The sequence below is a fragment of the Gammaproteobacteria bacterium genome (assembly GCA_041395725.1).
Lineage (GTDB): Bacteria > Pseudomonadota > Gammaproteobacteria > Pseudomonadales > Pseudohongiellaceae > NORP240.
On the sequence record JAWKZW010000001.1, the window covers coordinates 2,574,430 to 2,600,573 of the forward strand.

Below are 26,144 nucleotides of genomic sequence, written 5' to 3' on the forward strand. Positions count from 1 at the left end.
CAGGCTGTCAACTCGTGCGCGACGGCATCTGTTCAGTGTTTCCTTAACCACTACTGCCTCCGTACGTCACCAGTAACACGATCAGAAAAAGAAATATCCCCGTCATAATAGTAGTGTCAAGCAAACCCAGGGTATGGTCTTCCTCCAACAAGGAAGACAGGGTGTAAAAGGTAGGAAAAAGGAACAGCAGCAAAAAGATGCTTGATAGTGAAAACTCAAGAGGCAACTCTGGGTGCGTGGGATTGATAAAAAACTGGTAAAAAGCAATTGTCAGCAAAGTGAAGGGTAATACGAGGAACATTACCTGGGTGATCCCACCAAAAGCATTGGCCAGGGCGATGCCATACTCCTGCTTTTTGTGAGACTGCCAGAGAATTACATATTCACTCATACCTGCAAAAATCGCCAGAATCAGGGCTGTAAGAATTTCATTTATTTCGAGTTCAACAATCATCGTTGAGGCGAAGCTTGATATCTGCTCCCCGCCTATCACAGCACCCAATATGCCGGCCAGAAACAATCCGGCAATATTCGTGTACGAACTGGGTTGCACGTTCTGATAAACCATGTCGAGTCGCTGCTCAATATCAGTTTCCGACATTGCCAGCTGTTCCCGAACTTCCGCCTCTTCTTCGGCGTAGCTGGTTACCAGTTTGTAGAGGTAGACAATAAAGATCACCAGCAGAATGATACTGAAGAACGCCAGGTCCAGAGGATTGAATCCGGTCTTGGTTTGTACGGTCGCATTGAAAGTCAGCATTACAAGTCCGAGTATGAGACCCATTGCGCCGCCACCAATCAGTATCTGAGTGCCCGCCTCTGTGATCGGGGTCGGCATCAGAAATTTACCGTGTTTGTCTTTTGGTAAGAAAAAGGAATACAGGCTGAATACCAATGCATTGTTGTAAATGGTGATCACGCTGATAATAAATGCAGTAGCCGGGCTGACAGGCACTATAAAGGCAATCACCACCAGTTCCGGCGTGGTAGACAAAATTTCGGCCAGAGTCCCCGCGATGTAATGATTCCACTTAAAGCGGGATGCCAGTCGTTCGGTGGCAATGATTAGAACTCCACAGGCAGCCTGCAGAATTATCAGGCCGACAAGCAGCTCCATTGCCGCCAGCAGGAACTCTGGTGGTTGGATCACATACAGATTGGCCAACAGCAAGAGAAGCCACAGGAAAGTGCCTGTGAGCAGTCTCCGCAGCATCGGTGGAATAGTCGCAATTTGAGATCGCAGCCCAAGCTTGGATACGGAAAGCCTGTCCGGGTCGATTCCTGTTTTTCGAAGTGCCTCGTCAATTGCAGGAAGCGCCTCTGGCAAGCCCGCACTGGCGACTTTTCCCTTAATGCTGTTCTTATCTGGGTGTGTCACGATAGATCAGACTTGCCGTCAAAGTATCTGTTGAAGTGAGGGGATGCCAGGAAACCCTGATTGAGTGCTGCGCTGATAACGCGTTCCGAAGTGTACAGTATGGATCATTCACAAAAAACGCCAATCGTGCTTCTCAGTCACATTCTTTGCTCGGAATTGATCGCTTTTTTTCAGCAACCGAATGAGGGGAGGGTTACCTGAAGTTGAAAGCGAGTAACCCCTGACAGGAAATTCAATGATGGTGTCAGGGCTGAGGAAATCAGTTTCTGCCTGTGCTTTCATGAATCCCGGCAATTTTCTCACAACGCTCCACCGGGCTTATGTCATGCTCGGGCTTTGGCCCTGTGAACCTTTGCCGTCTGATCGTTGCCGGTCAAGCAATAATGAGGTTAGCAGGCAGCCTGAAATCTTGTCTACGGCGCCTTCGTGCAACTCTACGGCCAGACTCCCCGTTGCAGAGTAACCTTTGCGACCCGCTCGATGGCAGCGACAAGTGCGGCAGTTCTCAGGCTGATCGTTCTGTTGGACTCTTTGTTAGCAGTGTTGTTGAGTTTTATCCATTGCTCTACAACCCGGTCTGCAGCGTCGAACATGGTTTCTTCCAGCTGCCTGTTGATTCTTTCAATTCGCCAGCGTTCGTTGGCGAGATTCTGTATCCACTCAAAATAGCTGACACTGACGCCGCCGGCATTGACCAGTATATCCGGCAACACATAGATGCCCCTGGCGTCCAGTATCTCATCTGCTTCCGGGGTGACCGGCTCATTGGCGGCTTCCACGACCAGCTTCGCCTTAACTTGATCGGCATTGTTTGCATTGATTGCTTCACCCAATGCGGCCGGTATGAGGATATCACATTCTGTGGTCAGCAGATCGTCGTTGGTTACTGTGCGGGTGTCAGGTGTCCCTACTACTGTTTTTTCAGCCTCTTTGTGCTTAAGTGCTGCAACCAGGTCAAGGCCTTCCTCGCGAACAATTCCACCGGCCGAGTCACTGATGCCGATGATAAGAGCGCCTGCTTCCTGAAACGCCTGTGCCGCAGTGCTGCCAACATTGCCATAGCCTTGTATGATTACCCGCTGCCCTGCAACTGAGGGGAGGTCAGGGAGGCGCATGCGCTCAAGAAATCGCTGAACCGCGTAAAAACAGCCCCGCCCGGTCGCTTCCAGTCGTCCCAATGACCCGCCTAATTCAATCGGTTTGCCGGTTACAACTGCCCGGTTATTCTGCCCCGGGTGAAAGGCCTGGTAGGTATCAAATACCCAGGCCATTGTTTGTTCATCGGTGTAGACATCGGGTGCCGGTATGTCTGTATAGGGGCCGATATTTTCACCTAACTCTGAAACGTAGCGGCGGGTTATTCGGCGCAGTTCGCTTTCGCTGAGTTCTTTTGGGTTGCAAGAGATGCCGCCTTTGGCGCCTCCGAAGGGCAGATTAACCAGGGCACACTTCCAGGTCATCAAGGCTGCGAGCGACATCACTTCGTGACGTGTCACGTCCGGGTGATAGCGGATACCTCCTTTCCCCGGGCCCAGGATGTTACTATGCAGCACGCGGTGGCCTTTAAAAGTCTGCACTGACCCGTCATCCATTTCAACGGGAAAGCAGAAGCTGATGGTCCGCTTCGGCGCCTTAAAGAACTCGATAAGACCTGTTTTGAGGCCGGGTACGAAACTGGCCGCTTCGTCTATGCGGTCCCGGGCAATGTAGAGGGGGTCTAGCTCTTCCATAACTGGCTCGCTGGAGATCTGCAGGGATTGTATCACCACAACAGCAGCAGTGAGGATTCCCTTGATCCACCAGATTATTGAAAGCAGGCCGGCGGCCATCGGAACTGGCAGTCCACTTGCATGGGTCACCGCAAGCCGGAGCGGTTAAGGCCGCTTCTACTAGGCGCGCCGGTCAGGGGCACGAAATTTCGTCCAGCAGGTGCTGGCGGTCAGAGGGGATGCCGGCGTTACATCGTAACGCCTGCCTTGAAAGGGTATTTCTACCGTCTGTTAATCATCCGCATGCTGAAACATGACTTTGAAATTCAGCAGCCACACCAGCAACAGTACGAGCAGAGGGATGCCGATGGTGATCAGCAAGGTTTCGACCATGCTCAGGCCGAACAGCATGGGTGGAGACTGACCGCAGAAGCCGTCCGCCCGGAAGAGTACCGGAATCCATTGGTCCAGGGGCATGAACTCGGGAAACCCCGCCCCCATGGTGCAGCTGGAAATGACGGTCCCTTTTTCTACGCCCCAGGCGTACCAGCTGGTGTAGAAGCCGCCGCTAAGAAACAGCCCGGTCAGCGTCAGGCCCGCCCAGCGTAACCAGAACTTGTCATGGACAATAGCAGTGACAAGTGCCGTAAAGGTCGCCCCCCAGATCCAGGCTCGCACCTGTACACACAGGGCACAGGGGTAGTAATCCAGTACGTACTGATAAAACAGTGCAATCAGTTCCATCAGAAAGAAATAACCGGCGACCAAGTACCAGAACAGGCGCTTTTTGCTGAAGTTGTAAAAGCTGTCTAGCATGTCCAAATGCTCCAGAATAAAGATACCAGCCCACCGCGACGATCAGCTGTCTAAGTAACGGAGCAGACAGTAAACGATTTCGGGCCTAACTGCAAAAATCCCGCCTGGCTCGGCGCTGGGCGGTAAACCCGAGGGTCAGGGGGTGTGGCAAAGAGCCAACCGGAGCTACCACATGAGGTCATCCGGCACCGGGTAGTCCTTATAGGGATCGTCGTCTGAATCGTCAGAGGAATTCTTATCCACCAGAAAAACCACAGCATCGGCAAACCGCTCGGCAATCTTGTCCGCGATATTGCGCGGTACCAGTAAAAAATGTTCGCCGTTGAAGCAGATCGCCAGCACGCCTGCAGCCAGTTGGCCCTGTTCCTTCTGGGTCACATAAACCTGTTTGATTTTGTTACTGGAGGGGTCGGTAAAATTGAAGCGGATATCACCCTTTGGGCGGGAACCGCTGTTGTCCAGCATCTGCCTGACCTGGGCACGCATGGCCTTCTGGCGCTCGGCCTCCACGCGCTGCAGATTCAACTGCCTGTCCCGCTCGACTTTCTCGGCGCGCTGTTGCGCCAGCCTGGCCTGGGTCTCATCAACCGTCGCAGCGCCTTTTCTCTGCTTGGGCTTCCTGTTCTGTTTACGTTGCTCCTGCTGAGCGGTTTTTACCTTCTTCTGATCGACCAGACCCGCCTTCAATAACTGGTCTGCCAAAGACTTTGCCATGATCAAATTGCCTTTTCTCGTAATAATGGAGTGTCTGGTGAATGGGTCCAGAAGAATAAATGGGGTCAGTGTAAAAATACAGTAGTCTGAAGTAACTGGTAGTATCAACTGCTGGTTTTTATACTCTAAAGCTCATTAATACCCTGCTAATCCTTGATTTACCTAGTGACATGAACGACAAGCGCAATTTCACAGTCTGTCATTGATGGCCTGCCGGTGCAGCCTGATGCGGAAAGAATGGATCATTTGGCAAAGGCGCAGCGGGCCATCAGGGGGACTGTCGGGTACTGGGTTTTCTGGCGGATCATGGCGATATTCGCCTGGGAGGTTGTTACCAGTGTTCTAAGTGCGTTTACCGTGTGACAGGCATCTTTTGAGTGGGCACAGATTGGATGCTGACGTGGAGTGGCTTCGAGCGGCGTGGTCGGCAGGCTGCGGACTGCGGACCGCGCCCGTCCCGGGTGCCTTCACTCTAAGGAGCCTCTGATGAATTACCACAATGCTCTGGCCTTACCTCGACACTGAGTGGCACTCATCACTAAGCGACTTCGAAGGAGACCGAAGTGGTTAGAATTCGAGGAACAAGCAATGGAGTCAAGGACGAGCTGCTACGCCCTTCATTTATACGCTGGGTTTTGAAATTCGCACTGAGCACCAGCCCGGGGAAACCTGGCGACGGAGCGATCAAAACGCAGCACCGACTGACCGAGGGAGACCGTTTTTCAGGGCTCCCGACCGAGGGAGGGAACCCCGGAGGGGTGCGCGTTGCTTCGTCGCCAGGTTTCCCCGGGCTGGTGCGGACTCCAAAAAAACACTCACTGAAAGCAACCTGAAAAGGACTACAGCAAGAACCAGATGTCCCGGCCCTGACGCAGTCCAGAATTAAACCCGTGCGGGAGCAAAAAATTCAGATTGAGACACCACCGGTTGACCCTCGTTCCTATTCTCCCGTAAATTACGTGACAGCCTTGACCTGTCCCGGGAGTGAGCCATGTGGCCTGAGCTTCGATCAACCCTGTCATTTCTCGGCCTTATTCCGGGCCTCCTGCTCCCTGGTGCGCTCAGGGCGCAATCCGACATCGAAATCCGCCTGCTTGAGCCCGTGGGCTTTATCGCCCCGGGCGAGATAGAGCAGATAGTAGTGGAGATCGTCAATCCGCCTGCCTCGGGCCTGACCGTCTCCCGGGTATCCGGCGGCGGGCACGGCTCCAGGCCGCCGGTGATCGGAGAGCAGCTAAGAGCGTCCCGGGACTGGGGACGGCTGCAGTCCGGGATGTCCCGCTCGGCTGCCTGCAGGCTCGATGAATGTGTGTTGCGCGGCCAGTTTCCTTTGCGTCCCGGTGAATCCCTGGAGTACCAGGCCTTCGCGGTTGCTGTCCCTGCCGGGACGCCGGTTGGTACGGAGATCGCCAACAGCAGAATCAATCTGAAGCTGAATTTCGAGGGTGACCACAACGGGCAGCTGGAGTACTACACCGACAAAGACCTGGTGCGGCTGGTCACTGCCGATGGCAACGGGGATTATTCAGTATTCGATGGCCTGGATCTGACGAGCCCGACAGCGGGCAGGCTGCAGCCTGCACTGGCGCTTCAGTTTGACTATGTAGACGAAGTCGATGCCGGCGACGCATTCGACATCTACGCCACGCTGACCAATAACGATTCTGGCCCGGTGACTTTCAACAACCTCTATGGGGGCAGGGTCGTCTTTGGGTTTGGCCGGGTGACTGGAGAGCACGCCAGGTCATTCCGGTTTGTGCCCTGCATGGAAGAATGCCTGCCCGTGCCGTCAGACAGTGCAATCCTTTCCGGCGCACACCGACTTGAGCCGGGTGAATCGCTCACTTACCTGATGGGAACCTATTTCTATGAAAACGATGCCCTGTTCGATGGTCAGCTGATCCTGAGCGATCTGCAGTTGCTGGTTCAGGATCACACCGGCCGCAGCGGGCGTGTCCCGGTCCCTTCAGAGCCGATAGTGGTTGAGGTTCGCAACACCGCTGCCAGTTCGGCCCTCGCCAGCCGGGCCTACGAGCTAACCCTGCCATTGGAAAACTACGACCTCCTTACTGAAGGTGACCGGCTCCTCATTTACGATCCGAATACCGGGCTGGAATGGTTGAGGCTGACCGCTGCTGCGGGCTATGAAGTGGAGGAGATGCTGGCGGAGACCAGACCCGGCGGTAAATTTGCCGACTTTCAGCTGGCCAGCGTGCAACAGATCGAAGCGCTGGTGCTCAATCACGTCAATGGGAACGGTGGCCGGCTCGGCGCTTATGCACTGTATTCACCGATGTCCTCGGATCAGAACCGCCACTGGCAGTCGCTGGTGCAATTGCTGGGGCCGATGCCGTTCAACAACCGGGGTATGGGTGTGATCGGTTTCGTCAGCGATCCGCCTGATCCGAGTGTACCCATCCCTGGCGCCCGTACCCTGATCGAGATCACTGCCCCGGAGGTCATGTCCCCGGGTGGCGCTATTGTGTTTTCTTCGCCAAGCCGAATGCAGAAACATTTTCTTAACGCCGCCCGGCAGACTGTTTACGATTACACCGGGGTCTGGCTCGTTAGGGAACCTCTGATTAATTAGGGAATCGCTCTGGCTATCAGGCGAGCTCACTGCCTTCGTTGCCTCGCCTTGACAGGCCGGCGGCAAGGCACCTCGTCAGTGAGTTCAGAGTAGAAAGACAGCAGGACGGTGTCACTGTGCCACCCTGCAGCTTTCTGTATCTTGTTTATTAAAAGGTGTTCCTGACGCCTGTTCTAAAAGCTGGCGGCTTTGTTCAGGTCCTCCTGACTCGCCAGGTACTCATCGTAAGTGCCCTGAAAGTCCACCAGGGTCTGATTTTTGATTTCGATAACCCGGGTCGCCAGTGAGGAGACGAACTCCCGGTCATGGCTGACAAAGATCAGCGTACCCTCGTAGTGCTCCAGCGCCAGATTCAGGGCCTCGATCGCTTCCATGTCCATGTGGTTGGTGGGTTCGTCCATGACCAGTACGTTGGGGTTTGTCATCATCAGTTTGCCGAACAGCAGGCGGTTTTTCTCGCCACCTGAACAGACCTTCACCAGTTTCTGGAAATCATCCGCTGAAAACAGCAACCGACCTAATGTCGCCCGGACAATCTGGTCATCATGGCTTGGTTTGCGCCATTGACTCATCCACTCAAACAGAGTCAGGTCGTTGTTGAAATCGGTGCTGCTGTCCTGGGGGCAGTACCCGAGGGTGGCATTTTCCGCCCATTGTATTTTCCCTGTCTTTGCCTGCAGCTCATTCACCAGGCAACGCAGAAACGTGGTCTTGCCGGCACCATTCTCACCAATGATCGCCAGCCTGGTGCCGGCGGCGAGTATCATATTACCGTCTTTAAACAGCAGTTCGTCGTCATAGCCATGGCTCAAGTGTTCGAGAGTCAATGCCTGACGATGCAGTTTTTTGTCCTGCTTGAAGCGGATATAGGGGCTGACGCGGGATGACGGTTTAATGTCCTCCAACTGAATTTTTTCCAACTGGCGCGCCCGGGAAGTGGCCTGTTTTGCTTTTGAGGCGTTGGCCGAAAAGCGACTTACGAACTGCTGCAGATCGGTAATCTGCGCCGATTTTTTTGCATTGATGGACTGCAGGCGTTCCCGCGCCGCCGTCGAGGCGAGCATGAAGTCGTCGTAGTTGCCGGGGTACAGGCGCAGCTCACCGTAGTCGATGTCTGCCATGTGGGTGCACACGGCATTCAGGAAATGGCGGTCGTGTGACACGATGACCATGGTCGATTTGCGCTGCACGAGAACGCCTTCCAGCCAGCGGATGGCATTGATATCGAGGTTATTGGTCGGTTCGTCAAGCAATAGAATGTCCGGGTCGGAAAACAAGGCCTGAACCAGCAGCACCCGCAGTTTCCAGCCCGGCGCCACTTCACTCATGGGGCCAAAGTGGTACTCCGGCGCGATCCCGGCACCGGTCAGAAGTTCACCAGCCCGGCTCTCGGCGGTGTAGCCATCGAGCTCGGCAAATTCTGTTTCCAGTTCTGCAACCAGCATGCCGTCTTCTTCGGTCATTTCTTCCAGGCTATAGATCCGGTCCCGCTCCTGCTTGACGCGCCACAGGTCGCGGTGACCCATGATAACCGTGTCGATGACGCTGTATTTCTCGTAGGCGAACTGGTCCTGGTTGAGCTTGCCGACACGCTCGTTGGGGGTGACTGACACGTTGCCTGCCGAAGGCGCCAGGCTGCCATCCAGGATCTTCATGAAAGTGGACTTGCCGCAGCCGTTGGCGCCGATCAATCCGTAGCGGTTGCCCTCGCCAAACTTGACGGAAATGTTCTCAAACAGGGGTTTGGCACCGAATTGCATGGTGATATTGGCGGTGGAGATCACGGGATAGTCCTGGAAATTGAGTGCTGAAATGGAGCTGAAGTCGGCAGGAGCCGGATCAGGCGGGCGTACTATAAGGATTTGTGACCTCCGAGTCGAGGGACAGACCCCAATTATCGTGCTTTTTGATGAGTGAGCCGCCGGTAGCGAGACTGGACACGTTTACGGTTCGCGGATAGCCTTGTGGTTCCGTGTAAGTGAGTCTCTGTCAGCTCTCATGGGTTTCAGTAAAATATTTCTCGGCTCTATCGCCAGCGTCATACAGCTCAGAGCAGCCTTGATGCGGGCTCTGCTGATGCCTGTCGCCGGGCTGGTGCTGCTGGAATTGCTGGCACTGCTGATTCAGAATCCGTTGGTTGACCTGCTGGCGGCGCTTTGTTCTCTGCTGTTGGTAGTGCTGCTAACTGTTACTACCCACCGTCTCATTCTGCTCGGTCCTGTCGCGGCAGGGCGCTGGGGCATTACCCGTTGGACCGCTCGAGAGACGTCGCTGGCGGTCCACATGCTTATTCTCGCAATGCTGCTGTGGCTGCCGATCGTGGTGCAGTTTCTGCCGGGCATTCCGTTTCTGGGGTTAGTCACCCTGGCACTCAGTTTCTGGCTGCTTGCCCGCTTTTCCCTGGTCTTACCGGCAATTTCTGTTGATAGAAACTATACCTTCAAGGATTCCTGGTCAGCGACTCGCACCTGTCAACTCCAGATGCTGGGTGTTGTGTTCCTGATGCCCTTGTTGTTCGGAATACCGGTCGGTCTGATAAGCCGGATTCCTTTCACGTTCCCGATCTCCAGCATGCTGGCAAATATCGCCGGGGTTGTGCTGGTTGCTGCCCTGTCCATTGCCTATCACGAAACAGAAAGCCGGCAGGCAGTTGCTGGCTGACAGTCCACTTCCACCCTCGAGCAGATACAGCATGTCATTGAAAATCAGTAAACCGGCCATCGATATAGGTATCATTACCCGGCATCCCGCGGCGATGCTGGAGTTCTACCAACACCTGCTGGGTCTGCCCCTGGAGGCGACGATTCCCATGCCTGGTGGAGGAACCATGCATCGTCTGAAGGTGGGTGACAGCGTGGTGAAAATCATCGACACGCAGCCCCGGCCAGCCGCCGATGCTGTGCCCGGTGGTATCCGGGCTGCGACCGGATACCGGTACTGGACCATTCACATCATCGGTCTTGCAGAAGCGGTGCAGGTAATCGAAAAGTCGGGTCACCGGATCCTGGTCGGTCCGAAGGTTATCCGTGAAGGGGTGACCATCGCGATGGAGGAAGATCCGGACGGCAACTGGGTCGAACTGCTGGAGCTAAGCCCGGTCTCTGAGGAGCAGTAAATGCCAGCAGGCTCCGCTGGATTACCCAGGGGGTATTGCTCTGTCAGGCGGACGGGATGGCTGCTGCGAGACAGATTGTAAAAGACTTGCTGGCCGTCGGCAGAAAACAGGAATCATGCTAACCTGCTCGCAAGATTTGTACGAACTCTGTAAGGAATTATCAATATGAAACACCTGGCTCTTCTGCTCAGCCTGACAAGTCTTTTATTGCCAGGCGTGGCAGCTGCGCAATCCAACTGCGAAGTTGCCGATCTGGTTCTGCACAACACCACAATCTACACCGCCAACGATGCCCAGTGGACTGCCGAGGCGGTGGCTGTCCTGGATGGTCGAATCGTGTTCGTCGGCAGCAACCAGGGCGTGCAGCCCTACCTTTGCGGTGATGCGGAGATTATTGACCTGGCTGGCAGGACTGTGTTTGCCGGTTTTACCGACAGTCATCAGCACCTGGAGGGGGTCGGGCGCCGGACCAAGACGTTGAGCCTGTTTGGAATCCCGACCTTGCAACAAACCGTGCAGGCCATTGCCGATTGGGCGGATACCGTGCCCGAAGGAGAGTGGATACTGGGTCGGGGCTGGATAGAAAGGGAATGGGAAGACGAGAGACGCTTTCTGAACAAGTACGATGTTGATCCCTTCAGCGCGGGTAAGCCGTTATTCATGCCGCGAGCGGATGGTGTGTCGGCGCTGGTGAACTCGGCAGCGCTGGCGCTGGCCGGCGTGACACGGGATACTCCCGACCCCGAAGGGGGGCGCTTTGAGCGGGATCTTGGCGGTGAGCCTACCGGGTATGTGCTGGCGAACGCCATGAATGTGTTCCGCGCACTGATTCCCGAGGACACCGACGCCTATCTCAAGGACAACCTGGAGCGAGGCCTGGCTGCCAATGCGATGATGGGCTGGACCCAGACTCAGGACGCCGGCATGGAATATCGATTGGTGCGTCTGCTGCAGGAAATCCACCGTGAGGGCAACATGGCCCATCGCGTGTATGCGGCGGTTCCGGTGTCGCAGGCGGCGACCATGCTTGAGCGCGGCAGGGAAAAAACTGCCGACGACATGGTCGATGTGCGGGGCATCAAGGTCTTCATCGATGGCACCCTGGGGTCGCGGGGCGCGGCGCTGATTGAGAATTACGCTGATGCTGACCATAACGGGTTCATGAACCGGACCACCGAAGAGGAACTGGTGCCGGTTCTGCAGGAGGCCTTGCGCAAGGGGATTCAGGTTGAGACTCACGCCATTGGTGACCGGGCGGTACGTTCGGTGCTGAACTGGTATGAAGAGGCCTTTGCGGCGGTTCCTCCTGACGAGTGGGCAAGCACAGACCTGCGCTGGCGCGTCGAGCATGCGCAGATAATTCCGCCAGTCGATCAGCAGCGCTTTGCCGAACTGGGGGTATTGCCGTCCATGCAACCCAGCCACGGAATAGGCGATCTGAATTTCGCCCCTGACCGACTCGGCCCCGATCGTCTCTCGTACGCGTATCCCTGGCAACAGCTGGTGGATCGGGGTCTGATGATCCTGGCAGGTTCCGATGCGCCGGTAGAGGCGGGGGATCCCCGCATCGAGTTTTACGCCGCCGTGGCGCGTAAGCGGCTCGACGGCACTTCAGGCTCAGGCTGGCACCCGGAGCTGGCGGTGTCCCGCGAGACGGCTTTGAAAATGCTCACCATCTGGCCCGCCTTCGGCGCCTTTCAGGAGACCTTGCGTGGCTCGGTGGAGGTTGGCAAGTACGCGGATTTCACGGTTTTCGATCGAGACCTGATGACCGTGCCCGAGCAGGATATACTGACCAGTCAAAACAGGATGACCATTGTGGGTGGTCGAGTCACCTATCGGGCTGATCAGCAATGAGTGCCGATGCAGTCTCCTGAATATATTGCATTCTCCGGTCAGCAAGGTTGACACTTTTCCACGAAAGCACGAAAGCACGAAAGCACGAAAGCACGAAAGCACGAAAGCACGAAAGCACGAAAGCACGAAAGCACGAGAATTTGAAAGTAACGGAATAAAGAAGCCCGGCAGGGAAGTCACGCAGTAGTAAATTACGTAGTAAGAAAATAACGAGGTCAGGAAGCCGGGCAGTAAGAGATCAAGCAGGTAGGCAGGTCGGCAAATTAACAGGAAAGGGAGACGCCTCATGAAATACACCAGCAGCAAGGATCAACCGCTTGTCAGCCGCCGCACACTGATCAAGGGTACTGCCGCCGCGCTGGGCGCCGGGTTACTGCCCGGTCAGTTGGCATCAGCCCAGACCAGCTCTGAAACGGTCGTGTTTACCCACACTACGCTGGTCACCAACGACATCAACCGCACGACTTTGCGGGATACGGCGCTGGCGGTACAGAACGGAGTTATAGCGGCTATTGGAGACACGGAAGAGGTCCTGGCCAGGTTTCCCCGTGCGGAGGTCTATGACGGCAGTCGCAAGGCCCTGCTGCCCGGTTTGATCAATTGTCACGCACACCTTTCCGCGACCATTGCCAAGGGATTCAATGAGGACTTCGGCTTCCCCAACAGCCTGGCTTTGCCGGAAAGCCCGGAGAGTCTTCTGTCGACTGACGAAACCAGTCTGATGTCAGTCGTAGCCGCTCTGGAAGGGCTGCGGGCAGGTACCACGACCATGGTGCAGAACGTCGGGGGTATCGCTCGCGATGCGGCTGCCCTGGCGGCAACCGGTCAGCGCTGGGTATTTGCCGAGTCTGTGCGCGATATTGAAACGGTTGACGGACCCATGTCGCCGCCGCGACTGGCCAACAGTGTGCCGCCGAGATTTTCGGATCGCTTGCGGGAAGAAGGGATGCAGCGTATCAGTGACCTGTACAGTGCCTGGCATGGCGCCAACGATGGGCTGGTCAATGTCTTTCCGGCCGCCGCCCTGGTGGAATTGTCGTCACCGCAACTGTTGCGGGATGTCAGGGAGTTCGCCGACGCACGGGAGTTGGGTTATACGATCCACATGACCCAGTCCCAGGCGGAGGTTGATTTCATGTTGCGCTACCATGGTATGCGCCCCGCGATCTTCCTGGATAACAACGGCTTTCTGGGTCCGCGATTGTTCGCGGCCCACGCCAGGTATTGCGACGCGTCGGAAATCGCCGCACTGGCCCGCACCAATACGATTATTACCCACCAGGCTGCCATGGCTGCTAATCGCGGTGTCAATCCCCCGATCACAGCCCTGCGTGAGGCCGGTTGTACTATTGCCCTGGGCACCGACAATAACAATACAGATATGCTGCATGTGATGAAAACAGCCATCTCCCTGGAGCGCATTCAGCGTAACGATGAGGTGCCTGGCACGCTTCCCCAGCCTGAGGACATGCTGGCGGATGCCGCCGGCGGTGGCTCTCAGGCAGTCAACATGGCGGATCGCATCGGCTCTCTGGAAATCGGCAAACGCGCCGACCTGATTGTGCTTGATACCCTGAAGCCGCACCTGACTCCTGCCGGGCGCATCCTGTCCGCCTGGATTCACAATGGCCAGCCGTCCGATATTGAATCGGTCATGGTGGATGGCAGATTCGTCATGCGTGACCATAAAGTGTTGACGGTAGATGAGGCAGCCATCATGGAGGAGGCTTATCGAATAGGCGAGAGGGTATGGGGAAGAATTCTGAGAAATGGTGAGTTGCCGCTACCGCGCCTGTAATTTCCCGGCTACCGTCACGACATTAAGGGACAGGAGTCACAGATAATTTTTCAAGGGCGCGGGCAGGATCAGAGCCATTTCTTGATGCGAAAATAAGTCAGTGTGCCCACTACCATAACGGTCATGGTCCCGGCAACCAGAGAAAATGCCAGGGGTTCATTCACTCCCGGCAGGCCGGCCACGTTCATGCCGAACAACCCGGTCACAAACGAAATCGGCAGGAAGATGGCCGCGACGATAGACAGTACGTACATGCGGGCGTTCTGCTCCTGGGCAATGCGGTTCATAAGCTCTTCCTGTAACACCAGGCACCGTTCTCTGACCAGGTCCAGGTCTTCCACGTAGCGTACGATCCGGTCGGTCTGTTCGTGCAATTCGAAAACCAGCGCTTCTTCCAGAACGTTTCTCGATTGACGGTAAAAAGAATCAAGGGCATCCCGCTGGGGAGCGAGGTAGCGTCTTACCACGGCTGCCTGGCGGCGCAGCGAGGAGACTTCGACACGGGTTTTGACCAGGTCGGCTTTGTCCAGGTCGTCCTCATAATGCCCCACCCGTTCTTCGATTTCGTCAACATACTCCGAGATCCGGTCAGCCAGCCGGTCAATGATCCAGACAAACAACCCCTGTATGGATTCGGGGCCTTTTCCTTCTTCCAGTTCCTTGCGGATATTCTGCATCGATATCACCCGCCGCTGTCGGACGGTGATAATCCGGTGAGGCTCCAGCCATACGCGCAGGGAGACCATGTCGTCGGGGTCATCGCCGGGATTGAGGTTCACCGCGCGGAGGAATACAAGAAAACCCGCCTGGTCCACAAGTGCCCGCGGCCGCGTATTTGTTCGCACCAGGCTTTCTATGATGTTGTCGGGCACCCCCAGTTCCTGCAGCGTGCTGGCACAGTCATCTTCGGAATAATCCAGGTGCAGCCACTGGGGCTTCTGCGGATCGACGACCTCGGTCAGGTGCGTTGCAGACCCGTCTCCGTTAAGGGTCATTCCATGGACAAAGCAATGGGCATTGATGAGCGGGGTATTCATTGGCGGGATGTGACAGTTTCGGTCGCTTCAGACGAGTTTCAGAGTAGAGGCTTTTCTGTTGCCAGTCAAAGCTCTTTTGCCGAACACAGTCAGGCGGGCCTCAACCTGCGTTCCAATTCAGGGCGGCAAGCAGCATGTCCTTCAGTTGCCGGTGAGAGCCGGGGTCCAGCAGATTCAGTGCGGGCAGACCGGTGAGTTTGCGGACCAGTTCGATCCCCGCGCTGGTATTCGCCGCGCCGCCGGAAATCAGGTCCGGTTCCCTGGCGAAAGCATTCCTGACACCCAGGACGGAATAGGGGTCCTGAGCGCACAGTAATTCAAAGCGTATCCGTGATCCGAGTACCTCGATAGCTGTCTTGCCATTATACGGCTCCAGGGGTGAAGCGCCGGCTTCAGCAACCACTACATCCGGTTCGGCCTCGGCGATGCGCGACAGCAGGTAATCCAGGCGGGTGCGATAGAGGGGCTCGGGACAGACGCTGGATGGCAGGCCCGCATCGACGAAATCAAAGACCGCTGTCGCGCCGGCGTCGGCGTAACTGAGCACGTCACGGTAGCGGGCGGCCCCGGTCAGTTTGGCGCCCACCACCCGTTTGCCCTGCTGGGTCAGCAGGTGCACGATGGTCCGCCCGGACAGGGTCTTGCCTGCTGACATGGAGGTGCCGATGATCAAGACGACCGGGATCTGGAAATCCCGGTGGGGCAGGTCAGGCAGGCAGCTGGTCATGGTCACCGGCTCGCCGCCTCGCAGGACGTGACCGCGGTAGCGCAATTTCAGCAGCGAGCCGAGGAATGGCGACGTGGATGTGGTTTTGCCGAACAGGCCCGCTGACGTGAGTGCCTCGAAATCGTCGGACTCCATGGCACGCCAGTCACCGACTGCTTCCAGAGTTGCCGCACGGGCCCCGAGACTGCCCACTGCCAGGTCTCCCTCCATGGCCTCCATCATGCGGCCGGAAGGTAACTCCAGGCTCCGATACGTGCAGTGCGCATCAGTCACTTCCCCTACGATGTAGTCGCCGGTCTGCCAGCGCTCGCGATCGAGTTTTGCCACTTCAAAATCCTGCTTCGCCAGGTCGCTGATCCGGGTGACTGAGGTAAACAGGTAGCGGGTCATGGGGATTACTCCTGGTCAGTGGAAGTCAGGGGCGGTGCCAGCAGCAGCAGTGTTAACAGGGTGCAGCGGACCGGCAACTGATCCACAAATACGAATTCGTGATCTGCGTGGGCACCGTCTCCCACGGCACCCAGGCCATCCAGGGTGGCGGTATACAGGCTGGAAGTGTTGCCGTCGGAGCCACCGCCGGCGGTGCCCTGGGAAAGCGTCAATGGCACCTGCCCTGCCAATGAAGTTGCCAGCGACCAGAACTGTTGATTGGCGGGAGTGCGTTCCATCGGTGGTCGGCCGATGGCGCCCTCAATGCCGAGGCTGACGCCTGGTGTCTCCGGCTGCAGGGCATGGATGGTTCGCTCGATCAGCTCGGCGTCAGCCTGACTTTCTACTCGCACATCCACAATGGCGCTGCTCTGAGGGGCTATAACATTGGGTCTTACGCCCCCATCGATCATGCCGACGTTGACGGAAATACCTTTCTCGTAGTCATTGAGCAGGAAGAGTTTTTGAATGACATGGGAGAGCTCCAGGATGGCACTGGCGCCGGCAGTGGGGTCCAGGCCCGCATGGGCTGCGCGGCCCTTCACTTTCACGACAAAGCGACCCACGCCTTTGCGGGCTGTCTTGAGCTTGCCTTCCATGCCCAGCGAAGGTTCCAGCACCATGCAGCGATCAGCCAGGCTGGCCAACTTTCGCACGTAGCGAGTGGACTCGCGACTGCCGATCTCCTCGTCGGAGTTGATAAAACAGACTGGCGTAACCGGCACTGGCAGCTCCAGTTCTTCGATGGCCTGAATAGCAAACAGCATTTCCACCAGGCCGGCCTTCATGTCGTAAATGCCTGGGCCCCGCATGCGGTCTGCCTCCAGGCTGACCGGCATAGTCTCGAGTGTGCCGAGAGGCCAGACGGTGTCGCAGTGTCCCAGTAACAGCTGTGTAGAACTGCCGCTGACGCGCTTGTGTGGAGTCGCATATAACTGGCCTCCGGAGTTGCGCCCGGGCACCAGGATGACCCGGTAGCCGCGCGCCTCGAATTCCTGCTTCAGCCGCCTGCGGAGCGGTTGCTGGGAGGCGGGATCGGTAGAGGGAGATTCGATTACCGCCAGTGCCATGAGCAGATCGACCATGGCCTGCTGCTGGTTTTCCAGGTATTCCAGAATCAGTTTTGCTGGCGTCATGGTTTTATCGTTTAAATCCTGCCGGGAACGGCAATTGATAAGTTTGCCGGATTTCGGCAAAGCGGTCCGGATACAGATAGGCCAGCAGCGGTGCTTGACTGATCAGTTCCTGATCGTCAAGATCACTTTTGCGTAACGCGTCTTCAGCGACCCGCGCGGCGATGACCGTGCCGATTATCAGGGAATTTTCGCCGAGTTCATCCACCAGTCGATGCAGCTCACACTCCAGAAACAGGCTGCCATCCTGGAGAAAATCACCATCCACCCGGGAGGCTCTGAACAGAGGCAATGACTGGACGATGGGTTTACTGCCGTCATCACAGCGCGGCGAGGCGCTGAGGCTGGCCAGTACGGTCTGGGAGGGGCGCACAAAAGTGACGGTAAACTGCCCGGTACGTTTAATGTTCTGATAGGTGTTGTGGGCTGGAGTACAGACAAAGCCAAAGTGGTTCTGCCAGCTCATCGGCATGGCCAGGTGCTTGGGGGCCAGATCGGCAGCGCCGCTTTCTTCCCTGGTGCCCACTACGACCAGCGGGTGCACCGAGTAAAAACGTTCCCAGACAGGCTCAGCCGGGTCCAGTTCAATGGTGGGAGGAACTCCCGGATCTTTGCTCATGACGGCTCCAGTAAAGGGTTCTCTCTTGAAGCTAGCACCTTCATCTTACGCTTTTGTTGATCGGTATCAACGTTGGCTGGCAGTATAGAGCAGCGATAGTCTGAGGGGGTCGGTATGCGCCGTAAATCCCGTTTGAACGGCAGCGCCCGGTTAAGCAGGGAAATTATAAAATCTATTAGGTTGCATCGTATTTTTACCTTATAGTCTGGCCGCAAATTCATCCCAGGCGGGGATTCCACTGATGTCCAAGGTGTTAATAGTTCTCAACAGATCCGAAGACTGGGCGCCTTACTACCCCAGTGAACAGGTCATCAGTGTTGATGATTACCTGTCGCTTTCCCTGCAGCCCAAGCAGCGGGTCAGAATAATCAACCTGTGCAGCGACTACGGTTACCTGAGCGAGGGCTATTACTGCTCGCTGCTCTCCGAGGCGCGCGCACACAAGGTCATCCCCTCCAGCCGGATCATCAATGAACTCAGTTCGCCGGCCCTGTATGGGATCCAGCTTGGCGCTGCCAATACCATTCTCAACCGGGTAAAGCCGGGTGCCGAAAACAGGCAGGAGATTCTGCTCAAATCCTGTTTTGGTCAGGTTAAAGAGCAAAGCTTTCAGCCACTGGCCAGAGTGCTTTTCGAGCGCTTTCCCTGTCCTATCCTGGAGATTACACTGCGCTTTGATGAGCGGAAAGAAATCACGGCACTCCGGCTGGGCAATCATCTGGATCTTGATGATGAGGAACAGACGTTCTTTGCCGAGGCGCTGCGGCGATTCAGCAACCGGGTCTGGAAAGAAAGCCGCGGAACCCGCTTTCTCCGCTATGACATGGCAATACTGGTAAATCCGGAAGACGCGATGCCGCCCAGTGATGAAGCCGCAATTCGCAAGTTTATCAAGGCTGCTCGCCAGTCGGACATCAATGCGGAGGTTATCGGGCCGGAAGGCATCGTCAGGCTGGCGGAGTTCGATGCGCTGTTTATCCGGGAGACCACGGCAGTCAATCATCACACTTACCAGTTCGCCAAGCGGGCCGAGTCAGAAGGGCTGGTGGTCATCGACGATTCCCAATCCATTGTCCGCTGTGCCAACAAGATTTATCTTGCCAACGTGTTTCAGGCTAACCGTGTGCCTACGCCCCGGAGCCTGATATTACACCGGGATCACCCCGAGCAACTGGAAGCGGCGGTGCAGGAACTGGGTCTGCCGATGGTGATCAAGATTCCTGACGGTTCGTTCTCCCGGGGCGTCAAGAAAGTGGAGACGCTGGAAGAATTCCGTATCGAAGCGGGGAAGCTGTTCGAACAATCCAGTCTGGTGCTGGCCCAGGAGTACCTCTACACCAGCTTCGACTGGCGCATCGGAATTCTCAACAACAGGCCTCTCTATGCCTGTCGCTATCACATGGTGAAGAAGCACTGGCAGATTTATCGCCATGGTGAGAGCCGTTCGGTCAGCGGTGCCTTTGATACCCTGCCAACCTTCGAGGTGCCGAAACCTATTCTGCATGCAGCCCTTGCCGCGTCTCGTCCCATTGGAGACGGGCTCTATGGCGTGGATCTGAAAGAGGTCAATGGCAAGGGTTATGTGATCGAGGTGAATGACAATCCAAATATAGACAGTGGTGTCGAGGACTGGTTTCTGGGTAAGGAACTCTACGACCTTATCATGCAGGAATTCAGGCGGCGCCTGGAACTACTATGATCTGAATGCCCCGCCGGGGAGAGCCTGTCAGGCGCCACTGCGTCGTTGTTGGGCTTGGCAGGGGGTAATACCTGCTCTTTCCGTGACACCTCGCGCTAGTGCCTGTCTGACTCCTGCAGGGCGTTGCGGTAATTGACCAGAGAGCGCTCGACGGGTTTTTCTGTACTCCGTTTAACCTTCAGTGCGCTCTACCTTCCCAAGATGAACGAAAAGACAAGGCGTGTTCCAGCTCTTCCCGGTGATAGCCCAGTAGACCCATCTGGTGCATTGTTTGAACAGGCCGGACAGGGGGGGGACGACAAGCTGTTGATCTGTCTGGGGTAGTAGTTTGGCCGGTTGTCTTTCTCCAATCCAGAAGGGGTAAGGGGCACTGGCCTATGGCAGCGCAAGTCTGATAAAGCGAGGCTCCGGGTGGGGTAATCGGGTGGTTGGAGCCACTACGCTATGCATTACGCGTTAGCTATCGATCCCCTGGCTCTGGCGGTAGACAATGGTTCCCGACTGAACTTGTAGCCTCGGCACCTGCTGCAGGCGATGCGGTAGCCGGGTGGGTGTAGATCAGGGTGAAATCGCCAGCGCTTTCCCCTGTGTGCGGAATACGAGGATATCTTTAATTCAGCTGCTCAGATCTGAGACAAAAAAAAAAGCACCAGCTTGCTGGTGCTTTTCAGTACTACCGGGACCCAGAGGCCCCTGGTTTTATTGGGGTACAGACATGATCGAGGTGTGCATGTGACCCATTTCGTCACGTGATCGATTCCGCTCTGAGCGATCCAGTTCGCCGATGGCCGGGCCGCCCTGGTTGTAAATACCACCACGCAATGCCGCCAGCAGGTAGTCGTAGTCCTGGGAGAGGTTGGTCTCCTTGTTGGTGAATTCGGCTACGACCGTACCAATTGCCGCCTGGCGATCTTCCAGATTTGGATAGGCCAGTATGTCCAGGATGATGTTTTCCAGCATGCCCAGGTTGTCAAGAATAATGGACGCCTTGGGATGGAAGCTATACAGGTGCGGAGCAATGGCCGCGGCGGTTGGCTGCTCTACCGGCGCGGGAAACATGGTCATACCGCCTTCCGATCCCACCTTGTTCCAGTACCGCTCCATGACAGTATCCATGGTGTTGCGGAACTGGCTGTCGGTGTATTCAACCATGACAGATTCCAAGGCGGCTACGCTGAGCCAGTAATTTGCCCAGTGCAGGCCGCTCAGCTTGGGGAACGCAGTCAGAAACGCCGTGGCATGGGGATGTTCAGCCAGCAGGGTGTAGTCCTTTGCCATTGGCGCCACGGAGTGGCGGTCGTCGCTGAGATAGTCTTCAACGGCAGCGTTTACAGCCCGCTGCTTGTTGGTAACAGAATCATCGACATAAATTTCGTACAGACGGTCTTTGAACTGGCGGCCCCGGGTCAGCACCACGGCGGTATGACGATCGATGGTTTCGCTGTTAAAGAAAGCATTCTGAACTACGTCGTCGGCATAATCAGCCTGCAGCATACGGTAAAGCTCAGTACGGCTGGCAGTTTCCTGTTGGTCATAGGCGCCACCGGAGAGCATTTCCATATCGTGACCACCGTGTCCGCCGCCATGCCCCATGTCGTTCATGCTGGCCATTTCGATGAAATGCAGTTCCAGCTGGTTGCGGGCAATTCTCGTTGCTGGATCGTTGTTGATCTTTGCCAGTTCGTCAAACATGGCAGCCTCCGTCACGTCGAAGGCGTTGAACAGCTTGGCCAAATCAGGATACTCGTCCTTCAACGGATCCTGGGCATTGGCGTTCAAAGAGACTGTGCCAGCCAGGAAAAGCGCGATAGTGGGAGCGCCTAATACCCTGGCAGCCCTTGTAAATATCGGTTTTTTAAACATGTTTCCGGCTCCATTGGTAATCTAGAGGCGAAAGTATAAACAGAAGGTGAGGAAATTGAAAACAGCTCAATTGCAACTTTTAGTAGCAAATCCGCCTGCCGAGACAGTCTGCCGCAGGTTAGAAAAATGAAGCCGAATCAATAAAATACCGGCTGGAGCCCCGGCGTGACAGCGGTTGTAGCGCCTTTTGAAATTGGCGCATTCGAGAACTTTCGGGCAGCCAGGCAGCTAAAGCCACAACTGTCACAGAGATATGAAAATCAGCTCTGTTGCGTGCCTGGGGCACAGAGACCGCGTTTCCCGGTGGCGAAACAACTTCACCGGAGCAGCAGGATCTGGTCATAAGTAAGGCGTATTGTACGTTTCATAGCCCTCGCGGGACAGAGAACATCTGTCAATCTACCGGTGAACATGCCATAACAGGTCAGGCAGGGTCCAGTCGGTGACAATATCGGGTAAAATTGCCGCCTGGACCCGGGTGCAGAATCCCATGCCGGTATAGCTCAGTTGGTAGAGCAGCGCATTCGTAATGCGAAGGTCGTAGGTTCGACTCCTATTACCGGCACCAAACACCCATCTCGGCATGTCCATTCAAGTCTCACGCTTCTAGTAAATCCTATAAATTGCGCTATTATTCGTCTTACGCAGTCTTAGATTCACTTGTGCCATCTTAAAGTTGTAGTAACATGCATAGTTACACCCATTTACAGATTCAGTCTGGTGTTACTATGCCTCGTCAAACTAAGCCCCTCAGCGATACTCAGATCAAGCAGGCCAAGCCCAAGGAAAAGGAATACACCATCTGGGATGGCTATGGTCTGGGAGTAAGGATAAAACCCAGCGGTTCAAAAGTCTGGATATTTAATTACTACAAGCCCTTCACTAAGAGTCGTACAAACATTGGTCTCGGCCCTTACTCCAGTGCGAAAGAGGGCAGGACTCTCGCCCAGGCCAGGAAGCTAAGGGACCAATATAGGGGGCTGCTTGCGAACAATATCGATCCCAAGGACCACGTCAAGGAAGAGCAATCAAAGGGCAAGGAGGCACACGAAAATACTTTTGAAACTGTTTACCGTAAGTGGCTTAAGGTAAAGCAAGACGGCTGGGCGGAGTCTTACAGGAAACGTCTTACTCAGGCGCTGGAGCTTCATATTCTGCCGGCATTGGGACCGATCCCGGTTTCCAAAATTACCGCTCCGGAAGTCATCAAAATCCTTGAACCGATCGCTGACAGGCAAGCTCTGGAGACTGTAAGGAAGCTCTGCCGTTGGCTGAACGAGGTGATGACCTATGCCACGAATGCTGGCCTTGTGGACGCTAACAGGCTCTCAGGGATAGGGAAGGCATTCAAAACCCCGGTTTCCCGCAATATGCCGTCAATTCGGCCAGAACAGCTCCCAGGATTCCTTCAAAAGCTGGAAAGCTCCAATCATGAGATCACCACCAAGTGCCTTATCCTCTGGCTATTACATACTATGTGCAGGCCCTCTGAGGGTGCCAATGCCAAGTGGGAAGAGATAGATTTTGATGAAAAGCTTTGGAAGATTGCTCCTGAGAGAATGAAGAAGCGTAGGCCGCATGTTGTACCCCTTTCGGATCAGGCTTTGGATATACTCGAAACCATGAGGCCGATCAGCCAGCACCGAGAATTTATCTTTCCTTCACGTAGCAAACCACGAGGAGCCATAAACAGCGAGACGGCCAATATGGCAATGAAACGACTTGGGTATCAGGGTGTCTTTGTTTCTCACGGTATCAGGGCATTAGCCAGTACAGTGCTTAACGAACAAGGGTTCTCGCCCGATATAATAGAAGTTGCCCAATCAAGAGTCGGCAAAGATGCGGTTAGGGCAATATATAATCGTGTTGAATACTTGGAACAGCGGCGAAAAATGATGGTGTGGTGGAGCAGGCACATTCTTGATGCGGCAAGCGGTGACATTCCAAAACTATCTCAGCGAACCCTAAGAATTGTATAAAAAGCAGTTGGCTGAGGTTCTATTTTTATTAAACCTTAAGCGCAAAATAATCAAAATTATCGTTTTAAGCTCCAATTTTGGAGGATTAAGTGGCTATTCCCCCAAAGCGGTTTCACACAATTGAGGTTGATAAATATCCTAGTTGGATAACAAAGGAAGCATTGTGGGTTCTAGAAGAATATGCACAGTTCTGGTTAATGACGACGAATTTAACCGACTTCGAAATGGAGCCGAGAGACTTAGAAAGTTGGCAGAGTGCAGATAAAGAACGAGTGATTGCTAATTTGAAGAGATTAAGCGCTTGTCTTGCATCAAAGGAGCTAAGAAAAGTTTGGCAAAAAGTTGGTGAAATTGTGAATAAAGAAAATCCAACTAAAGGGCAGGTTTGGTTTGCAGCGGCAATTCTTGACTCATGTATCCATCCAAGAGATGTACTAATTAATAAGTCCTCTGCACAAGCCTGGCGTCAATCATTGCTCAAAAATTTAAAGAGAATTCTTGAGCAATTAGAGGAGATGCCAACTAATTACGGCCATTGGTTCCATGATTACAAATTTAAGGCATTTAAGTCTTATACGGAAATCGACCCAAATGAGATCGGAATAAACGCTCCCGGTTTATCATACATGCTCTATAGTGGCGTGTTGCACCCATACTTTTCAGTTAAACAAGTTTATGACTCGCTAAATGAAGTTGATTATGACCCACTTTACTCTGGAGCGCACGTTCAAGGTGAAAATGCGATTCGGCAGTATTTTTGTCGTGCTCTATCAACATTGCTATATCGAAAAACAGGAAAGAAGTGCCGCGCGATCGTTGCATCTACTACCTCAATAGCTTTTGACAGCAACATTGAGGTAAGAGAAGTCATAAGGTTAACAAAGAACATACATAGCGCTGAGTCGTATTTTAGGGAGCTACACTCCGGCAAATGGCATATTAAATTGTATCTTGAGGGCGCCGCTGAGGCTCAAGGGGGTGGCACTAAATAAAAAATTCTAGTTAGTATTCCCCATTGGCAGTTTCCTGAAGTTAAAAAGTTAATTGTCCCAATTATGGTATTTTATAGATTCAATAGAATTCATAACCGTCTCATTAATTGATTAAGGACGGAAAATGAAAAGTGAATTGCCTTCAGAAATAACTTGCTCAGGTTACTTACGCTTACCTCAAATTCTACAGCTCATTCCTATTGGTCGTTCAACTTGGTGGCATTGGGTATCCACTGGTAAAGCACCTCAGTCTATTAAGCTGGGCCCCCGTACTACGGTGTGGCGAGCAGAAGACATCAATCAGTTTATTTTAGAGCTTGAGAAGCAAGGAGGCGACGATGAGTAGCCTCCGTGAGAGGATCAATCAAAACTGCCGCGATTGCGTGGTAGATGGCCTTGCCCCAGGAAATTGGAGACAACAAGTCACTCTCTGTAGTGTCAAATCGTGCGCATTGCACGAAATAAGACCCAAGACTACCCAACCTATACCTGAATCAGTATTACGCTGGTATGGGGTCAATTCAGGCGAATTTCAGGGCATAAATGGGACTCTTGGAGTGAAGCAATGAATCTAACGCGATACCTCATATTAAATAGCCACTCAGAAGATGTGCCCGTAACTGTGATGGCAGAAAGTGAGCGGGAAGCGATTGAGTTTGCTATTCGCGGAGAAGGTGAAGTAGGCCAGAAATTTGCGCATGAGGCAGAGATAGTTGGCTGTCGATGCCTTTCAGATGACTGCTAGTCATGAGCAGGCCCAAGAAAACATCGCTCCCATTTGACAAGGCAGGTGGTGTGCTGGCGATCCAAAGACCGTTGGTTGAGTCGAGTAATTATCTAAGCCTTTCGGCGCAGTCAAAGACTCTCATGATCTTGTTACATCTTCACTGGAGAAATGATAGGCCCGTAGCATATGGTGTGCGTGAGGCGATGGCGAAAATACCATGTGCTAAAAGGACCGCGCAGAACTCATTCAAGGAGCTCCAGGAGAAAGGATTTATTACTATGATGGAGGAATCTTTCTTCAATTCCAGAACACAGAGCAAGTCTCGAACTTGGAAGTTGAACTGGCTTCCTTTCAAGGATATGAAGCCAACAAACGAATGGAAAGAAACTAATGCCAACTGGTCAAATATGCACCCTCAGAATGCTGCATAGGGTCAAATATATACCCTGTGATTTTAGAAACTCTATCACAGGGTCATATCCGTACCCTGATGTTGTCCAGAGAGGTCCGATCTTTAATTCACAGGGTGCATATTGAGGACACTCCTACTATAGCCACGTACCTTCTTTTTTAAAGTGGGAGTTAAATAGGGCCAGGAGCCAGCAGCAACGTACTAATCAGAGAGTAATCAAGAGAATCAAGCGAATACGCTGGGCAAGGTTTGGTAGGCCGAGTTATCGGTTTGTTGTGAGCACTCTGAACAAAGAGGGGTACAAGACGTCAAGAGGCAATCCTTGGTCATGCAGAAGTAAGCGTCCGGCCATCACCCCCTGCTATTCCGGCTGCCAGTTATGTGACAACACGACTGGCTTTCTGAGTTGGCAGCCTGACCAGCACATCCCTGAGATATACATAAGGATCAAGGCCGTTCATCCGTGCAGACTGTAATAGACTAATCTCGGCAGCAGCATACAGTAGCGGGCCCGCTATTCAGTGCAAAAATCCTTGAAAGTTAGTCACTA

Annotated in this window: 20 protein-coding genes, 1 tRNA gene and 1 pseudogene; 11 read left to right on the plus strand and 11 right to left on the minus strand. The window is 54.4% G+C overall.

The genetic code is table 11. The features are described from left to right. Nucleotides 1–43: 43 nt before the first annotated feature. The 4 genes from R3F50_11220 to R3F50_11235 all read right to left on the minus strand — a co-directional run bounded on the left by R3F50_11220 (nt 44) and on the right by R3F50_11235 (nt 4,617). On the minus strand, nt 44–1,378 hold the full coding sequence (locus R3F50_11220; protein MEZ5490878.1) for a hypothetical protein: 1,335 nt from the start codon (nt 1,376–1,378) through the stop codon (nt 44–46). Between the two features lie 434 nt (nt 1,379–1,812). Continuing rightward, nucleotides 1,813–3,237 (minus strand): Glu/Leu/Phe/Val dehydrogenase, encoded by a 1,425-nt coding sequence (locus tag R3F50_11225; GenBank protein ID MEZ5490879.1) that lies wholly within the window; start codon nt 3,235–3,237, stop codon nt 1,813–1,815. A 141-nt stretch (nt 3,238–3,378) separates the two neighbouring features. After that, nucleotides 3,379–3,903 carry a disulfide bond formation protein B gene (locus tag R3F50_11230; GenBank protein MEZ5490880.1) on the minus strand — a complete coding sequence of 175 codons (525 nt, stop codon included), beginning with the start codon at nt 3,901–3,903 and terminating at the stop codon, nt 3,379–3,381. 165 nt (nt 3,904–4,068) lie between these two features. Continuing rightward, entirely contained in the window at nt 4,069–4,617 is a 549-nt protein-coding gene (locus R3F50_11235) for a DUF2058 domain-containing protein (protein ID MEZ5490881.1), read from the minus strand. Nucleotides 4,618–4,854: 237 nt separating this feature from the next. Here R3F50_11235 and R3F50_11240 point away from each other — a divergent pair, with 237 nt between their 5' ends. After that, a complete protein-coding gene (locus tag R3F50_11240; GenBank protein MEZ5490882.1) occupies nt 4,855–4,980 on the plus strand; it encodes a hypothetical protein in 126 nt (41 codons plus the stop codon). A 628-nt stretch (nt 4,981–5,608) separates the two neighbouring features. Continuing rightward, nucleotides 5,609–7,207 (plus strand): hypothetical protein, encoded by a 1,599-nt coding sequence (locus R3F50_11245; GenBank protein MEZ5490883.1) that lies wholly within the window; start codon nt 5,609–5,611, stop codon nt 7,205–7,207. A gap of 173 nt (nt 7,208–7,380) precedes the next feature. Here R3F50_11245 and R3F50_11250 read toward each other — a convergent pair whose 3' ends face one another. Beyond that, a complete protein-coding gene (locus tag R3F50_11250; protein ID MEZ5490884.1) occupies nt 7,381–8,991 on the minus strand; it encodes an ABC-F family ATPase in 1,611 nt (536 codons plus the stop codon). Between the two features lie 214 nt (nt 8,992–9,205). Here R3F50_11250 and R3F50_11255 point away from each other — a divergent pair, with 214 nt between their 5' ends. The 4 genes from R3F50_11255 to R3F50_11270 all read left to right on the plus strand — a co-directional run bounded on the left by R3F50_11255 (nt 9,206) and on the right by R3F50_11270 (nt 13,977). Then, the gene (locus R3F50_11255) at nt 9,206–9,868 is read left to right on the plus strand and encodes a hypothetical protein (GenBank protein ID MEZ5490885.1); all 663 of its coding nucleotides are present in this window, start codon (nt 9,206–9,208) and stop codon (nt 9,866–9,868) included. Between the two features lie 31 nt (nt 9,869–9,899). Next, nucleotides 9,900–10,322, plus strand: a complete 423-nt coding sequence (locus R3F50_11260) for a VOC family protein (protein MEZ5490886.1) — start codon at nt 9,900–9,902, stop codon at nt 10,320–10,322. 165 nt (nt 10,323–10,487) lie between these two features. Further along, entirely contained in the window at nt 10,488–12,179 is a 1,692-nt protein-coding gene (locus R3F50_11265) for an amidohydrolase (GenBank protein ID MEZ5490887.1), read from the plus strand. A 286-nt stretch (nt 12,180–12,465) separates the two neighbouring features. Continuing rightward, complete coding sequence (locus R3F50_11270) at nt 12,466–13,977, plus strand: amidohydrolase family protein (protein ID MEZ5490888.1); 1,512 nt, start codon at nt 12,466–12,468, stop codon at nt 13,975–13,977. Nucleotides 13,978–14,045: 68 nt separating this feature from the next. Here R3F50_11270 and R3F50_11275 read toward each other — a convergent pair whose 3' ends face one another. The 4 genes from R3F50_11275 to R3F50_11290 form a co-directional block, all read right to left on the minus strand. After that, nucleotides 14,046–15,014, minus strand: coding sequence for a zinc transporter ZntB (locus R3F50_11275; protein ID MEZ5490889.1), 969 nt, complete (start codon nt 15,012–15,014; stop codon nt 14,046–14,048). Between the two features lie 100 nt (nt 15,015–15,114). Continuing rightward, complete coding sequence (locus R3F50_11280; GenBank protein ID MEZ5490890.1) at nt 15,115–16,131, minus strand: hypothetical protein; 1,017 nt, start codon at nt 16,129–16,131, stop codon at nt 15,115–15,117. 5 nt (nt 16,132–16,136) lie between these two features. After that, a complete protein-coding gene (locus tag R3F50_11285; protein MEZ5490891.1) occupies nt 16,137–17,306 on the minus strand; it encodes a M20 family metallopeptidase in 1,170 nt (389 codons plus the stop codon). 4 nt (nt 17,307–17,310) lie between these two features. Beyond that, nucleotides 17,311–17,922: a flavin reductase gene (locus R3F50_11290; protein MEZ5490892.1), complete on the minus strand. Its 612-nt coding sequence runs from the start codon at nt 17,920–17,922 to the stop codon at nt 17,311–17,313. A 241-nt stretch (nt 17,923–18,163) separates the two neighbouring features. Here R3F50_11290 and R3F50_11295 point away from each other — a divergent pair, with 241 nt between their 5' ends. Next, complete coding sequence (locus tag R3F50_11295; GenBank protein ID MEZ5490893.1) at nt 18,164–19,621, plus strand: RimK family protein; 1,458 nt, start codon at nt 18,164–18,166, stop codon at nt 19,619–19,621. Nucleotides 19,622–20,320: 699 nt separating this feature from the next. Here R3F50_11295 and R3F50_11300 read toward each other — a convergent pair. After that, nucleotides 20,321–21,484 (minus strand): hypothetical protein, encoded by a 1,164-nt coding sequence (locus R3F50_11300; GenBank protein ID MEZ5490894.1) that lies wholly within the window; start codon nt 21,482–21,484, stop codon nt 20,321–20,323. Nucleotides 21,485–21,976: 492 nt separating this feature from the next. Between R3F50_11300 and R3F50_11305 the strand changes: the two genes are divergently transcribed. From R3F50_11305 to R3F50_11320, 4 genes are all read left to right on the plus strand, one after another. Further along, a tRNA-Thr gene (locus R3F50_11305) sits at nt 21,977–22,052 on the plus strand. A 160-nt stretch (nt 22,053–22,212) separates the two neighbouring features. Continuing rightward, nucleotides 22,213–23,463 (plus strand): integrase domain-containing protein, encoded by a 1,251-nt coding sequence (locus tag R3F50_11310; GenBank protein MEZ5490895.1) that lies wholly within the window; start codon nt 22,213–22,215, stop codon nt 23,461–23,463. An 89-nt stretch (nt 23,464–23,552) separates the two neighbouring features. Then, nucleotides 23,553–24,455, plus strand: a complete 903-nt coding sequence (locus tag R3F50_11315; protein ID MEZ5490896.1) for a hypothetical protein — start codon at nt 23,553–23,555, stop codon at nt 24,453–24,455. A gap of 124 nt (nt 24,456–24,579) precedes the next feature. Then, nucleotides 24,580–24,801, plus strand: a complete 222-nt coding sequence (locus R3F50_11320) for an AlpA family phage regulatory protein (GenBank protein ID MEZ5490897.1) — start codon at nt 24,580–24,582, stop codon at nt 24,799–24,801. 1,170 nt (nt 24,802–25,971) lie between these two features. Here R3F50_11320 and R3F50_11325 read toward each other — a convergent pair. After that, nucleotides 25,972–26,091, minus strand: a pseudogene (locus tag R3F50_11325) (transposase domain-containing protein). Between the last annotated feature and the right edge of the window lie 53 nt (nt 26,092–26,144).